16 protein-coding genes are annotated in these 13,836 nt (G+C 39.8%); 3 read left to right on the top strand and 13 right to left on the bottom strand.

Annotation, left to right across the window (positions count from 1 at the left end; all coding sequences use genetic code 11):
- Positions 1–3: 3 nt before the first annotated feature.
- The gene (locus MJO53_RS15745) at positions 4–423 is read left to right on the top strand and encodes a hotdog fold thioesterase (protein WP_224836848.1); all 420 of its coding nucleotides are present in this window, start codon (positions 4–6) and stop codon (positions 421–423) included.
- A gap of 49 nt (positions 424–472) precedes the next feature.
- Here MJO53_RS15745 and MJO53_RS15740 read toward each other — a convergent pair whose 3' ends face one another.
- From MJO53_RS15740 to nfsB, 8 genes are all read right to left on the bottom strand, one after another.
- A complete protein-coding gene (locus MJO53_RS15740) occupies positions 473–1,216 on the bottom strand; it encodes a DUF2268 domain-containing putative Zn-dependent protease (RefSeq protein ID WP_252079813.1) in 744 nt (247 codons plus the stop codon).
- A gap of 286 nt (positions 1,217–1,502) precedes the next feature.
- The gene (locus MJO53_RS15735; RefSeq protein WP_252079812.1) at positions 1,503–1,916 is read right to left on the bottom strand and encodes a DUF6326 family protein; all 414 of its coding nucleotides are present in this window, start codon (positions 1,914–1,916) and stop codon (positions 1,503–1,505) included.
- Positions 1,917–1,981: 65 nt separating this feature from the next.
- A complete protein-coding gene (locus tag MJO53_RS15730; RefSeq protein WP_252079811.1) occupies positions 1,982–2,521 on the bottom strand; it encodes a hypothetical protein in 540 nt (179 codons plus the stop codon).
- 124 nt (positions 2,522–2,645) lie between these two features.
- Entirely contained in the window at positions 2,646–2,888 is a 243-nt protein-coding gene (locus MJO53_RS15725; RefSeq protein ID WP_252079810.1) for a hypothetical protein, read from the bottom strand.
- 643 nt (positions 2,889–3,531) lie between these two features.
- Positions 3,532–4,452, bottom strand: coding sequence for a hypothetical protein (locus MJO53_RS15720; RefSeq protein ID WP_252079809.1), 921 nt, complete (start codon positions 4,450–4,452; stop codon positions 3,532–3,534).
- 205 nt (positions 4,453–4,657) lie between these two features.
- The gene (locus MJO53_RS15715; protein WP_252079808.1) at positions 4,658–5,461 is read right to left on the bottom strand and encodes an SDR family NAD(P)-dependent oxidoreductase; all 804 of its coding nucleotides are present in this window, start codon (positions 5,459–5,461) and stop codon (positions 4,658–4,660) included.
- Positions 5,462–5,463: 2 nt separating this feature from the next.
- The gene (locus MJO53_RS15710) at positions 5,464–6,339 is read right to left on the bottom strand and encodes a DUF4437 domain-containing protein (RefSeq protein WP_252079807.1); all 876 of its coding nucleotides are present in this window, start codon (positions 6,337–6,339) and stop codon (positions 5,464–5,466) included.
- Positions 6,340–6,345: 6 nt separating this feature from the next.
- The gene (gene nfsB / locus MJO53_RS15705) at positions 6,346–7,023 is read right to left on the bottom strand and encodes an oxygen-insensitive NAD(P)H nitroreductase (RefSeq protein ID WP_252079806.1); all 678 of its coding nucleotides are present in this window, start codon (positions 7,021–7,023) and stop codon (positions 6,346–6,348) included.
- A gap of 99 nt (positions 7,024–7,122) precedes the next feature.
- On the opposite strand from nfsB, the gene MJO53_RS15700 reads away from it, so the two are divergent.
- Complete coding sequence (locus MJO53_RS15700) at positions 7,123–7,482, top strand: winged helix-turn-helix transcriptional regulator (protein WP_252079805.1); 360 nt, start codon at positions 7,123–7,125, stop codon at positions 7,480–7,482.
- 29 nt (positions 7,483–7,511) lie between these two features.
- Here MJO53_RS15700 and MJO53_RS15695 read toward each other — a convergent pair whose 3' ends face one another.
- A complete protein-coding gene (locus MJO53_RS15695; protein WP_252079804.1) occupies positions 7,512–9,686 on the bottom strand; it encodes an endonuclease MutS2 in 2,175 nt (724 codons plus the stop codon).
- Between the two features lie 239 nt (positions 9,687–9,925).
- On the opposite strand from MJO53_RS15695, the gene MJO53_RS15690 reads away from it, so the two are divergent.
- A complete protein-coding gene (locus tag MJO53_RS15690) occupies positions 9,926–10,591 on the top strand; it encodes a uracil-DNA glycosylase (protein WP_252079803.1) in 666 nt (221 codons plus the stop codon).
- A gap of 26 nt (positions 10,592–10,617) precedes the next feature.
- Here MJO53_RS15690 and MJO53_RS15685 read toward each other — a convergent pair whose 3' ends face one another.
- From MJO53_RS15685 to MJO53_RS15670, 4 genes are all read right to left on the bottom strand, one after another.
- On the bottom strand, positions 10,618–11,466 hold the full coding sequence (locus MJO53_RS15685) for a substrate-binding domain-containing protein (RefSeq protein ID WP_252079802.1): 849 nt from the start codon (positions 11,464–11,466) through the stop codon (positions 10,618–10,620).
- An 80-nt stretch (positions 11,467–11,546) separates the two neighbouring features.
- Complete coding sequence (locus tag MJO53_RS15680) at positions 11,547–12,425, bottom strand: nucleoside phosphorylase (protein WP_252079801.1); 879 nt, start codon at positions 12,423–12,425, stop codon at positions 11,547–11,549.
- Between the two features lie 5 nt (positions 12,426–12,430).
- Entirely contained in the window at positions 12,431–13,363 is a 933-nt protein-coding gene (locus MJO53_RS15675; protein WP_224836859.1) for a DUF1835 domain-containing protein, read from the bottom strand.
- A gap of 143 nt (positions 13,364–13,506) precedes the next feature.
- Positions 13,507–13,836, bottom strand: a complete 330-nt coding sequence (locus tag MJO53_RS15670; protein ID WP_224836860.1) for a translation initiation factor — start codon at positions 13,834–13,836, stop codon at positions 13,507–13,509.

Below are 13,836 nucleotides of genomic sequence, written 5' to 3'. Positions count from 1 at the left end.
GATATGGATATTAAGACAAAAGAAAGATTGATAAAATTGGCAGAAGAAGAAATCCCAATTCATAAACATTTTGGATTAAAAGTTGAAATTGTAGAAAAGGATTTCATTAAAGTACGAGTGCCATTTAGAAAAGATTTAGTCGGTGATATTCGCACTAATCATTGGCACGGTGGAATTATTGCTACAATTTTAGATTCCGTTGGTGGCGCTATAGGAATTGCCAATTTCAATTCGTCAGAAGATAAACTGTCAACAATAGACTTGAGAGTAGATTATCTGAGGTTTGCTGATGGAAAAGATTTAATGTTTGAAGGAAAATTGGTCAGAATGGGAAATCGGATAATGGTCACCAAAATGAAGGCTTTCCAAGATGATGTTCTGGTTGCAGAAGGTAAAGGAGTATATAACTTTATAAGGGCATAAATTTTAAAAATACATGTTCCTTCTAAGCTGGGGCTCGTATAACACGTACCTACAGTCCGGACAGTTTATAAATTTCATCGGGAGTAAGTTCGCTGAGTTCAAGAACGTCTTTGCCTGAATTGGTCATCGCTTTTCTAATCAGGTAGTTTCCGGTTCTGTAACCAACGGCCTGTCTGCCATCGGGGTGTTGGAACATCCAATGTTGATAGTTCGCATTTAGGGGCAAAGACCTGATCTCTTCCGCCCACTGCTCCGCAATGGCTGCTTCTGGTGGGGTATCCGCTTCCATGGCTTTACCGGTATATTCCTCAGAGAAAACAACGGCCAAACCTTCGTTTATGGCAGCTGTGGAAATACCAGGCCCATATTTGTTGTCCTGAATGGCCCAACCTCGGTACAAATGGTGGAATTCATGGTAAATTGTGTGTTTTAGAGCTACATGCACGGCATTGGTAATGCCCCCTGGATATTTATCAGAGATTTGAATCATCACTAATGGTGGGGAATTGGATTCGGTACGTCCGGTAACACCTCCGACCACATCAAGGTCCCAATCCACAATTTCCAGGGATACGGTTATACTGTCCGGTAGGGTCGGTATTAGGGGTCGAATTTCTTGTTCCGATTCCAGTACTGTTTCTCGAATGAGTTCTTTTTCCGATGTGGTAAATTTACCACCATCTTCGGTAAAGGTGACCATAGAACTTGCTGCTTCTGTACTGTTCGGGCTCTTCTTGCAATAGCTGATAACTAATAACGCAAAAAGGAATAATAGGATTTTGATTGATTTCATTGATGTTCGTTTTACTTGTAGACTCCATAGCCCCAATAATGTTACATCCAAAGAAAAAGACATCAAAACCGGTCATAATGTGGCCAATCATCAGAACGTATGAGAAATTTAGATTTCTACATCGATACTTTCCATTTCATGTCGAAAAGACCTCGAGGGTGTTAGTGCCAGGGCAAAACACGATTACATAACGTTGACATAATTGGTGTAGGATAGGAGGTGACTATGGATTATAGCCAGTTTTGACAACCTCTTTAATTTCTGAGTCGGACCGTTTCTAATTTCCTCAAGATTTTGAAGTCTCTTTGGGCCATTTCCAAGCATACCAAACAATTAGGGCAGTGAGCACGCTTTCCAAAAAAGCTAAAAACACATAAAAAAGGTACCATTCATGGGTGGAATACAATCCTATAATCACCATCATTAGGGTAAACATGGTACCAAATAGGATGTTCAGAATTCGGTTTATTTTTGGTTTGACAAGCACCGATACCACAACCATAAGTGACGAAATAGCCAAAATTATTGATGCGGTCAGTAGTTTGATGGGACTGTCCAGATTATTTTCGCCGGAAATTAAGCTATTCACTTTATCCGGTGTGTATAGCTCAAAGTAGTCTCCATATAAATAGCACAAGGTAACAGAGGTCCACAATACCGCTAGTTTAATTTTAATATTGATTTTTGGGTTTTCAAGCATCCTTAATTGTTTTACACGTCTCTAATTATAAAGACGTGAATTTTGTTTAAAAGGTTGCCTGAATCTTATTCTGTATTACTAATTTTTTTTTCTTTTTCCACGAACAGTTTTGAAATTTGCTTATTGTAGGTGGTGATCACAATTCCAATAAGAATGTTTAGTCCTGACGTAATCCACCAATTATAGTCGATATATTGATGAAAAATAACACCCTCTATTTCATCAAGTCCATTTGCTGAAACTTGTTTTTTGAAAGCCCAATAACAAAAAATTATAAAAGGAGCCAAGTTCTCTACAATCATAAAAATACCAATGATTACCAAACCGAATTTGATTAGTCCGTCGGTATTCAAATTCCTTATTTCAATGGTAGGTGAGTCAAATCCTTTTTGTAGTCTAAATAGTTTAATCAATTTGTCGGTTTGAGATAGAAATAGAAAAGCCATAAACCCCATGACCAGCATATAGATGAGATTAAAAACAAAATTGAATGAATCAAAACCCCATGTTACGGAAAGGCTAGGCAGTAATTGAAATAGCGCATTTATCAAACAATAAAGCCCAAAGATTTTGATAACAACTCTGAAAAGATCGGTTTTGGTCATATTATGGGATTTTCAAATTATTTCGAAATCGCTGGAAATAGAGTTAATTTTATTAAAATAGCGAATTGGTTTTGGAAGGAGTTTGCAAAGGATTTTATTTAGGAGTGTTATGTTTCAGTATCACTTATTCTTCCTCATTATTTATTAAGTCATTAAAATTATTTAATTTTTCTAATTCAAAACCAAAATCATTTGCCTTTTCAACAATCCATAGCATCGCTTGTTCTATAATTCCTTCTGTTATTTTATTCATCCAAAATGAAGCACCAATTTTTTGGCTTTGGGGAACAAAAGAATCATGGTTGCCGATTGTTAAACTTATAGTTTTGTCTTCCTCCTTATTAACTTTTCTAGCTGCAAAGAACAATTTGCTGTCTAAATGTATAAATGAACTTCCAGCATCATAAATTTTTGCGACCCATTCATAACCCTCAATTTCTGAAATTGAATTCTTTAAAAAGTTATCTGTTAAACTTTTTAACTTTCCATTGTCTCCACTTACTGTAGATTTGAGATTATTAATTTTCTTTTCTTCAAATATTACTTTGCGTGCAAATTCGTTAAACTCTAAATTGGAAACCCTGGGAGCATATAATCTTAAATATGTATCAAGATTTATTCGAACTAATGGGGCAGCTGCGATGAAATTATTATTCTTGGAAAGTTCAATAAATGCTCGATTTAAATTGATAGTTCTGTTTAATGCGGCAATTAAAAAGAGGTCAAAATGATAAAAGTTAGGTGTAATTGCGTGAAGTTGTCATCCTAAATTTTTAGTTGCACTACTCAACCTTTGCAATTCATCAAGATATACTACCTGTTTTTTATTCATTTTTAGGTTGTACTAATTACACATAACATGTTTTGTCAGTACTAAGTTCACCGAAATTTCTTTCAAGAACAATGTATCAACCCTCTTATTTGTAAGAAGTTATTAACTAAGAACAGTTAGTTTTGAGGTATAGTAGTTGAAGGCTATTCTCCCACAATGGTTCTTACTATCCGCACGATTATTCGCAATCCTCGTTCAGTTTCTGATATTCGGATAAGGTCACCGTAGGTATTTCCTGTCCGCTTTTTATTTTGATACAGCTTAAGTTCGGATTTCTATCCACACGTAAATCTATCAGCGCTGGATTTTGACTTACGTCCAATTGCGTCATCATATTGGAAGAGGCATAAAAATACAGCAAGTTCGGGTTATCTGCCAGATGGATGCCCTCGAGGCTGTTGTCCGATATTACCAAGGTTTCTAAAGACGGATTGGAACTGAGGTCCACTGAGCCAAGTTGATTGGTGGTCAATAGAATACTTTTTAGATTGGGCACTCCGGAAGAACTAAAAGAGGTCAGCACATTATTGCTGATGAGCAAATGTTCCAGTGACTCGTTGGTAATGCTAAAACCCTCAAAGTAGTTGTAGGACAGGTTCAAAAATTTTAATCGCGTTGCTTGCTCCAATCCAGAAACGGCATTCAACTCATTTTGCAATACATTCACCAAGATCAAACGGGTATTTTTACTTAAATCGATGGTTTTCAGGTTGTTGTTTTGAAGATACAAGGTGTCCAATTTTGTGTTGGAACTTAAATCGATTTCCTGCAGGTTCTGACCGATCGCGGACAAAAAAGTAATGTTTACAAACCCTTCGACGCCCGTTAGGTCCTCTATATCCCCAAAGTGACTGTTCAGGTTTATATCCAGTCGCTCAATTTTTTCGGCATCTTCCTGTAACATTTGTCCGTTAAGTGTACCATCGGTATCGATTCCCTGATCAATAAGTAATTGCTCAAAATGGTTGTCCGGGATAAGAAGATACTGGTCATTTACCAAATTATCGTCGGCACTGTCGTTGGAGCACGAGCCCAAAAGCGCTAAGGAAAAAATACAGGTAAGGGCAAAGCATGTATTTGCCATTTTACGGATGGTCATTCTGATTGTTTTTTGATGATGAATCCATAGGACTCAAGATCATCAAAAATGTTACACTTTTTTAAATAGAATTTAAAATATCATTGAGGACGGTGAGCAAGAATTACCACTAAGTAGAGGATTACATCAATGCATTTATTCACTGTCGGTCGCTCAAGTGGTGTTCAACCATTTTATGCCGGCAGTTTTTATTTCTTTGGAATGCTCATGGCCGAATCCCCAATATTTTGTTGGTTTCAGAAATCAACTGGGTAATTTTTCCTTCATCATAGGCATCGGGATGGGCATTGCCAAAGGACCCTTTGTCGTTGTCAAAATATTGCCCGCTACTTTGGTTATAAACATCCGATAAGGCTAAATCACATAATATTTCTACACCCTTGCTTGCTGGCGACCAATGCTGCCCGAATGCTTCTTGTGCCATTTTGGTGTTTAAAAGCGAGCCTGGGTTCACAGCGATTACATTCAGGGATTTTTTTGTTTTTGCCAAATAAAAACTCCACATGGTCAGTGCCAATTTACTCTGTGCGTATGCCTTTTGCTCCGTTAGCAATTCTTTTCCCATCAAGGCATTGAACGATACCGGGGATTGCGCAGCGGAACTCAAATTAATGATCCGTGGGGCACTGCTTTTTTCCAGAAGTGGTATAAGTCCATAAGTTAAAAGGTATGGAGCAAAATAATTTACGGCAAACCGCATGTCCAATTGGTTTGAGTTAACTCTGTTGGGACTGACATAAATCCCTGCATTGTTGATCAAAACATCGATGGCTGAAACTTCTTTCGAAATTTCACCGACCATGTGTCGTATGCTTTCAAAATCTGATAAATCCGAGACGAAACCGATTATATTTTCATGGTTGGCTGCTTCCTTTAGTTCAGTGATCGTCTTTTCCAATTTCTTGGGGTTTCTCCCATGCAACAGAATCCGGTTTCCATTTTTGGCCAACGCAATGGCCGTCAATTTACCGATACCGTCCGTGCTCCCTGTAACCAAAATTGTTTTCATTGCTAATCAATATTAAGGGAACCATTGGTTCGTATGTACAGGATTGTTTCCTTATCGGAGGTGTTGGCAATGGAATGTAAAGCCCGATCGGACGAAGTAAAGTAACTACCGATATCCAATGCTTTAATTTCGTTTGTCTGCGGCAAGGTGTAATCCAAACCGCCCTGGACCACCACCGCATGAAAAATATTTCCAGTACTGTGGAGCTTACCGTTGAATCTTTTTGGAAGCTTAACGAATACGCCTTGGAGCGCATTATCTGTATGGCTTTTCCATAGAAAACTGATTTCCGCTTTGCTGTCCTTGGCAAGCCACTCGCTTTTTTCGTAGTTCAACCAAACCACATTGGAAGCATCTATATTGATGGGCCTTTCGCCATTGTCAAAAGCTTTATCCGTGGGCTTTACCAAATAAGGGCCATGATCAATTTCCACATAAGCAATGTTTTCGTCGCCTTTGGCCGATGTAATGTGTGCTTCTCCTTGCGGTTGTGTCCAAAAGCTGCCAGGGGTCATCCACATATGTTCCGCTTTGGGGTCATCATTGTGTATGGAGCCTTTTAATACCACTGCCCTGTAGGTTACATTGTGAATGTGGGGAGGAGAGGAAAATCCATCCGTAAATTTCGCTAGAAAGCCAGTGGCGACCTTTCCATTCCTATTGCCCCATATTGTGCCCGCCTGTGGACTTTGGTCCCCACGTGCGGGATTCAATTTTTGCCAAACAATATCAGAGCTCAACACTACCTTGTTTGTGGGTTCAATTGTCTTTTCGGTAGCCCCACTGTTTTTAGGTTTTACAGATTCTTTGTGTTGGTTACACCCAAGCGCAATGAATAAGGATGTTATCGCTATAAATGTGTTTGTTCTTGTGTGCATGGTACTCTATATCTCTGTGAAAATTTCCGTTTTCGGCAATCGGGACTTTGGTAAGCTGGCATTAAAATCGTTTGCTGATCTATAGCCCAAACCTACCATCACAAGTGAGGTATATCCTTTTTCGCGCAGTCCAAACTCTTCGTCCAGGGCCTTTACATCAATTCCTTCCATTGGGACAGCATCAATGCCAAGGGCCGCAACGCCAAGAAGGAAATTGCCAATGTTCAGATACACTTGTTTTTCCATCCAATGTTGGGCATCCTTCAGATCAAACCTGTGGATGTTGGTAAACAATTGTTTTGCCCCAAAATTCTGTGTTTTGAACTCTTCCTTTGCAAATCGGCCGTCTGCATCCTCGATATCCGTTACATGCTGGAGGTAATCATCATGTATATCCGTTTTGGAGCAGAACAGAACCACATGCGAGGCATCTAAAACCTTTGGTTTGTTGAAACTGAAAAAACCTTCGGTCCCCTTCGCCAGTCTTTGTTTGCCTTCATCCGTGCTGGCAATTATAAAATGCCATGGCTGTGAGTTGATGGACGAAGCACTCATTTGCAGCAATGCTTTAATGTTGTCTTCGTCTTCTTTTGCGATTTTTTTGGTTGGATCAAACTCTTTTGTGGTATACCTCCAATTCAGTACTTCTTTTAAATCAATTTGATTATTAACTTTTGCTTCCATTTCTATATACAAATATTAGTTGCTATACTATTTATAGTTGCAAACGTAAGTATAGTATTCTATCTTTGCAATAACGGTCATAAATGATAGTATAGCCTTATGGAAGAAAATGAACCAAAGATGCTCAATTATAAAGGGACCAAATATCCATGTTGCGCCAGTTTAACGATGGGGCTGATCGGCGGTAAATGGAAAACAGTGATTCTTTATCATTTAATGCATGATACTTTAAGGTACAGTGAGTTGCGAAAAACAATGCCCGCGGTAACCGAGAGGACCTTGAGCCTACAATTAAAAGCCTTGGAAGAGGATGGTTTGATCAAAAGAAAGGTGTACACTTCAAAACCGCCGTTAAAAGTGGAATATTCGTTGACCGATTTTGGCAAAACTTTAATACCCTTGATCCAATCTATTGCGGATTGGGGAGATTATGTTGTTGAAAATTATTCAGATGCGTAAAATTTGACCTTGGAAGAGCTGTGGCGTGGCTATTTCTTTTTAGCCTCGACCAAATCCAATTGGTCAACACTTACATTAGTGGTAAACATACCGTAATTTACAACGGCTTTGCCTTTTTCCAAAGTGTCAATGGTGCCCACTGCCTTGCCATCTAATAAACGGACACGATCGCCTACTTTGAACACGGGGCGGGGTTTGTTCTTTTCGGCCTGGATTTCCTTTTTCTTTTTTATTTTCTTTTCTACACGGACCTTCTTGATTTTTTGCTCCAGCTCTTGGGCCACTTGCTTCTTTTCTTCTTGTTGGGCCTTGGCCTTTTTGGCTGTGGTTTTTTTACGCTTGCTGTTCTCGGTTTCCACGATTCGGAGCATTTCCGATATCAATGGTCGTTTCTTTTTGTCAATAAAATATTTTTCGGCAGCTGTGTTTACTTTATTTCCCAATTGGATCATGCGCTGGTTGTGGTCGTACATTTCCTGGTAGCTCTCCAACTTGGATTTGATTTTGGAGTTTAATTGTTCCAAGCGCTCGGATTCCTCCCTGGCCTTAATTTCTTCTTCCTTTAATTTAGAGCCGGTTTCCACCATTTTGCTGCGTTCTTTTTGCAGCTTGGCAATAGTAGCATCAAAACGGACCTTGCCACGTTCAATTTTCTTTTTCGCCTTGTTGATCAGGGAGTAGGGGATGCCGTTCTTTTGCGCCACCTCGAAAGTGAAGGAGCTTCCTGCTTCTCCCAACACCAACTGAAAAGTAGGTTCCAAGGTTTTGGAGTTGAACAACATATTCGCATTGGTTGCATGGGGCAATTCGTTGGCCAAAGCCTTTAAATTGGCATAGTGAGTGGTGATAACGCCATAGGCTTCACGCTCGTAGAATACTTCCAAGAATGCTTCTGCCAAAGCCCCACCCAATTCAGGGTCGCTACCTGTACCGAACTCATCGATCAGGAACAAGGTTTTATCGTTGCATTTTCTTAGAAAATGATTCATGTTCTTAAGTCGATAACTGTAGGTACTCAAATGATTTTCAATGGATTGATTGTCTCCGATATCCGTTAATATCTTATCAAAAAAGCAAACTGAACTGCGCTCGTGTACAGGAATCAGCATACCGCTCTGGAGCATTACTTGAAGCAACCCGATTGTCTTAAGAGTGATACTTTTTCCACCTGCATTGGGGCCGGAAATTACGATAATTCGATTTTCCTGGTGCAGTTTTATGGTCTGCGGCCAGGTTTTTTCGTTTTTTCTTTTATTGGATAAAAAGAGTAGTGGATGGTAGGCATCACGAAGGAACAATTTCCTTTCTTCGTTGACCTCGGGCAAAATGCCGTTCATCTCGTTGGCATATTTTGCCTTGGCTGCGGTGATATCCGTATTGGACAAATAGGTTTGATAGTCCATTAGTACATCCCGATAGGGCCTGATGGTATCCGTAAGCTGGTTCAGTATGCGCTGTACCTCTTCTTTTTCCTCAAACTCCAAATTACCAAGTTCCCTGGTATAGGTTAGCGTAGCTTCTGGCACAATGTACACGATACTCCCGGTTTTGGACGTACCCATTACGGTACCTTTCACTTTTTTTCGGTGCATGGCTTTTACCGCCAAAACCCGGCGGTTTTCCACTACGGACTCACGGATTTCATCCAGAAAATCCAAGGACTGATATCGTCCGAGGGCAGCCCCAAAACTCTGATTGATCTTACCGCGGACTTCGTTGATCTGGGTCCGAATGTACCTCAGTTCAGTGGAGGCGGAATCTTTGATTTCTCCAAATTTGTCGATAACTTCATCGATGGCACCGGGAATGTCCGGCTGTAGCTCCAAAGCATCAATTTTTTCAAAAAGCAATGGGTAGTATTCCTTGAACTTTTTAAAGAATTTTTGATGGATCGCCACAGTTTTGCAGATGCCGCCAATTTTTCGGAACCCTGCAATCTCCAAGGTGCTGTTGTCTATCTTTAAAAGACCAAGTTCACTATTGATTTGGTCGAAGCCGTGGTTAGGAATACGGTTGTCGTTGGAAAAGGAAGCCAAATACTCCGAAGTTTCCCCCAGTACATGCATAAGTTCCTCTTTTTGTTTAAATGGAACCATGTTCAAGGCATCTGCTTTTCCCAGTTCCGTATTGCAGCGCAAGGCTATTTGGGTCAATACAGTTGGGAATTCTAAATCTTGAAGTGTTTTGGGGTGTATCTGTTGCATCTATTTCTTCTAGCATCGCAAAGATATGATTTTGATGTGTTTTTAAAGACACGCCCTTTGGCAAAAACAAGTTGGTTTGTGTACTTTTGATTGCAGCTTAATCCTTTACATAGATCTAAGTTAAAATGAGGGGCGACAATACCGTTATTTATATTATAGCTGGGGTGATATTGCTACATTTTGTGGTTGGAATCGGGTATTTGATCTATAAACTGACCAAAAAGAAGTAAAGTTATCACATGGACGTAAACATTGGGCCTAGTTGGAAAATTCAACTTCAAAAGGAGTTTGATAAACCTTATTTTAAGGAGTTGACCGGATTTGTAAAACAGGAATATCAGCAATACACTTGCTACCCAAAGGACCAAGAGATTTTTTCGGCTTTTAATCATTTTCCGTTTCACGAAACCAAGGTTGTTGTGATCGGTCAAGATCCTTATCATGGCCCCGATCAAGCCAATGGGCTGTGCTTTTCGGTCAAAGACGGGATTCCACATCCGCTATCTTTGATGAATATTTTTAAAGAGATCAATATGGATTTGGGCAAACCTTATCCAGAAAGTGGTAATCTGCAACGTTGGGCCGATCAAGGGGTTCTATTGTTGAACGCTACGCTTACGGTAAGGGCGCAACAGGCCGGAAGCCATCAAAAAAAAGGTTGGGAGCAATTTACCGATGCGGTGATACAAACAGTTTCAAATGAATTGGAGGGCGTTATTTTTTTGCTCTGGGGTGGATTTGCCAAGAAAAAATCATCATTGATCGATACAACGAAGCATCACATTTTGACCTCCGGTCATCCATCGCCATTGAGCGCCAACCGTGGACTGTGGTTCGGCAATCAGCATTTCAGCAAAACAAATACATTATTGGCCCAAATGGGCAAAACGCCCATTGATTGGTAGGACGGTACTTTTGCCCCAACTGGATCTTATTTCCAAAGAAAGGTTTTCGGCGATTTTACTTCGTCAATCAAGTTTAGATCAAATAGTCTGGATTGAACCTCATTTACGGTTTGTTCAGGCAATTGCTTTTGTCCCCAAGTGGTTTTGGAAAGCCATTCTTTTATGTCTTCCAGTTTTTGCCCGTATCTGTTGGACAATGTCCTGTCTATACTTGGAATTTGCTTAAATTCTGAAGTATAGGTGTTGATGATATCCAGAATATGAGCCAGGGCACCGGCGTTTTTGGAAATAAATGTGTCCGTGGCAGCAATCACAAAACAAGGCCAAGGGGTAGGGCAGTCGCCCAAACGCCTAAAGGTGCCATTGTCCACAAGTGGTTTTGTGGTAAAATGTTCCCACATAAAATAAGCGTTGGAACCATTTGATAGGTTTTCTACTGCTCCATCCAAATTATTGATGATTTCAAACTCCAGGTTTTCCGTATCCCAGCCACTGTCCTGTGCATGGATATAGGCCATTAAATGACTTCCACTTCCCATTCGGCTAATGGCAACTTTATCATCTTTAAGAGCTGCGACAGAATTTCGTTCACTGTTGGCATCCACATGAATGCCCCAAAGTAGGGGAGAGGATACATATTCTTGCACAATTTTTACGGGATTTCCCTGTGAAATACTTTTAATGACCCCTTCGGTGAGGATTACGCCAAGGTCCGCTTCGCCGTGTTGAAGCATTTGGGTCATTTTTCCGGTACCTTCAGGTATATCGGTCCACTCGAGTTGGATGCCCCTATCCTTAAAGGCATTGTCCTCGAGTGCCAGGTGCCATGGCAGGTTAAAATGTTCTGGAACCCCAATAATCTTTACTCTTTTCATTTGGCGATTTTTTTCATGGTTTGTTTCATAGGGTTCCGGTCGGTATATTTTAAAAAACTGAAGATATAAAATTATACCAGTTAACTTTTGACTATGCACTCCAAGGTATATTGTATCAACTCATCTATGGTCTTTTTTCCATCCTTGGAAAACTCGCTTGTTGCCCTATTGGCAATTATGGCATTTAATGAAATAGCTCTATGTCCATGTAATTTGGCAATACCGTACATGGCAGCGGTTTCCATTTCCAGATTGGTGATCTTTAGGTTTTTATAGGTAAAACCAGCAAGTTTTTCGTTAAAGTCAGGAATTGCCGGTTGTAGTCTTAATACTCTTCCTTGAGGCCCATAAAATCCTGAATTTGTTCCTGTTATACCCAATCGTATACGATTTGAACGCATTACTTCACCTAATTTTTCATCAAAATCGACCACATACGGGTGTATATGGTAATCGTCCCATGACAAGTAATTGGTAAGATGAGATTCCAGTTCGGTGTTCCGAATATCCGTACTATCATAAAAGTGCATCAGGTTGTCAAAACCTATTCCTGCAGCACTCATCAAAAAAGAGTCAACGGGAATATCGGCTTGTAGTGAGCCAGATGTACCGACCCGTATAAAATTAAGCTGTTTCTTTTCTGATTTAATTTGTCTAGAAGTAAAATCTATGTTTACGAGTGCGTCGAGTTCATTAAAAACAATGTCGATATTGTCGGTACCGATGCCTGTGGAGATTACTGTAATCCGTTTACCGGAACAATATCCGGTATGTGTAACAAATTCGCGTTTACTCTTTTTTACTTCAATGGAATCAAAGTATTTGGAAACTTCATGGACTCGATTTTGATCGCCCACGGTAATTATGGTATGGGCAATGTCACCTGGGTGCAGGTTCAGGTGATAGATACTTCCATCAGGATTCAGAATAAGCTCTGAGTTGCCCAAAGATGAATCCATTTTGGTTACAATTTAAGAATGCGGTTTGTATCGGTATTGTATAAGAAGTTATACTTTAAGGAGCCTCCCAAATACATTTGATTATCACGTATTTCTGAATAATAATTAGTGTCCTGCTTTAAAACATCCAGTCCCTTTTTTGTAAGTTTTACCGGGTCAAAAGAACTAAAAAGCGGTTTTAGGGATAAAATCATTCGTTCGTACTGTGTATCACCAAAACCATAAAATCCTTGATTTGTCAACAACTCGCGCATCAATTCCTTTTTGGATTTAGGTTTTTGGCTCTTTGCGGTTTCCAAAATATGGTTCTCAAGGTCGTTCAATCCATTTTTAATGGTAGGGAATCGTTTAAGATGGGTTTTGAGGGCATCGGAGAGGTATTCGAATTGGAAATCGTTGTTGGCAATTTGATTTTCTAATCGGATAGGGTTGTCGCTACAATATAATTGCCAAATGTAGTCCGCATATTCAATGTCATCCTGGGTCAGTACCTTTCGATTATCGTAAAGCTCCAATAATTTGTCATCGCTCAGTTCGTTAAGACCGTATAGTCTGCCGGAATTGTCTTCTTTGCCACTGCATACAAGAGATACTTCGGCATGTCTTCTATGAGTTTTTAGCCAGCTCAATACCGCCAGCATATTTATTTGACAAAAAAGATCGTATTCGAACCACAAAACAATTTGATCTTGTTGTTTATGGTTGCATAGAGATCTATATTCCTTTAAGGTTTTTTCAATAAACCAAGACTTGGAGACTTTGTAATTTTTATTGAGGAATTCGAACCTGGTTTTCCAGAACGATTCGCTCCCTACTGTGGAGAGTGTTTTGCCTTCGCAAAGCATTTCCCTCCATGTAATTACATCTCCTTTTAACTGTAAAGACTGTAGTTTGGATGTGAAACTGTCCCCGTTGGTTATGTGCAACAGTGATTTCATTTTCAGCTTTATTTTCGTTGGTTAGGAATAATAAAAGTAAGACTTAAAGCAACAACACAAAAATTTTTTAAAAAAACATTGGTGTCCCCGGGTTGCTTGACTATCAATAAATCCACTTTATTCTATTGCGGAATGGTTGAACATCATCCACCGACGCGTTTTACCGAAAACCCATTTTCCTTTAGGAAATCCATTATTTTATCCCTGTAATCCCCTTGTATGATTATGGTTTCGTTCTTAAAACTGCCGCCTACCCCTAAAAAAGTTTTTAGGTCTTTGGTCAATTTTTTGAAGTCACTGTTGGCTCCATTGTACCCTTCAATAATGGTTATGGGCTTGCCTTTGCGTTTTTCATATTTGCAGATAACAGGTTCATCCTGCAGCCAATATGGCGATTTTCCCTGTTCTTTATCGGGTTCTTCTTCTGGAACGTGGTCTGGAAATAGGTTTTTTAATTGGTCTCCCAGGTCCAT

Source organism: Flagellimonas marinaquae (genome assembly GCF_023716465.1).
Taxonomy (GTDB): domain Bacteria; phylum Bacteroidota; class Bacteroidia; order Flavobacteriales; family Flavobacteriaceae; genus Flagellimonas; species Flagellimonas alginolytica.
This window is presented reverse-complemented; position numbering and strand designations above follow the sequence as displayed.

Excerpts from the sequence above, each read along its gene's own strand:
- MJO53_RS15745 (WP_224836848.1), top strand. The coding sequence starts at position 4 with ATGGATATTAAGACAAAAGAAAGATTGATAAAATTGGCAGAAGAAGAA.
- MJO53_RS15740 (WP_252079813.1), bottom strand. The coding sequence starts at position 1,216 with ATGAAATCAATCAAAATCCTATTATTCCTTTTTGCGTTATTAGTTATC.
- MJO53_RS15735 (WP_252079812.1), bottom strand. The coding sequence starts at position 1,916 with ATGCTTGAAAACCCAAAAATCAATATTAAAATTAAACTAGCGGTATTG.
- MJO53_RS15730 (WP_252079811.1), bottom strand. The coding sequence starts at position 2,521 with ATGACCAAAACCGATCTTTTCAGAGTTGTTATCAAAATCTTTGGGCTT.
- MJO53_RS15720 (WP_252079809.1), bottom strand. The coding sequence starts at position 4,452 with ATGACCATCCGTAAAATGGCAAATACATGCTTTGCCCTTACCTGTATT.
- MJO53_RS15715 (WP_252079808.1), bottom strand. The coding sequence starts at position 5,461 with ATGAAAACAATTTTGGTTACAGGGAGCACGGACGGTATCGGTAAATTG.
- MJO53_RS15710 (WP_252079807.1), bottom strand. The coding sequence starts at position 6,339 with ATGCACACAAGAACAAACACATTTATAGCGATAACATCCTTATTCATT.
- nfsB (WP_252079806.1), bottom strand. The coding sequence starts at position 7,023 with ATGGAAGCAAAAGTTAATAATCAAATTGATTTAAAAGAAGTACTGAAT.
- MJO53_RS15700 (WP_252079805.1), top strand. The coding sequence starts at position 7,123 with ATGGAAGAAAATGAACCAAAGATGCTCAATTATAAAGGGACCAAATAT.
- MJO53_RS15695 (WP_252079804.1), bottom strand. The coding sequence starts at position 9,686 with ATGCAACAGATACACCCCAAAACACTTCAAGATTTAGAATTCCCAACT.
- MJO53_RS15690 (WP_252079803.1), top strand. The coding sequence starts at position 9,926 with ATGGACGTAAACATTGGGCCTAGTTGGAAAATTCAACTTCAAAAGGAG.
- MJO53_RS15685 (WP_252079802.1), bottom strand. The coding sequence starts at position 11,466 with ATGAAAAGAGTAAAGATTATTGGGGTTCCAGAACATTTTAACCTGCCA.
- MJO53_RS15680 (WP_252079801.1), bottom strand. The coding sequence starts at position 12,425 with ATGGATTCATCTTTGGGCAACTCAGAGCTTATTCTGAATCCTGATGGA.
- MJO53_RS15675 (WP_224836859.1), bottom strand. The coding sequence starts at position 13,363 with ATGAAATCACTGTTGCACATAACCAACGGGGACAGTTTCACATCCAAA.
- MJO53_RS15670 (WP_224836860.1), bottom strand. The coding sequence starts at position 13,836 with ATGGACCTGGGAGACCAATTAAAAAACCTATTTCCAGACCACGTTCCA.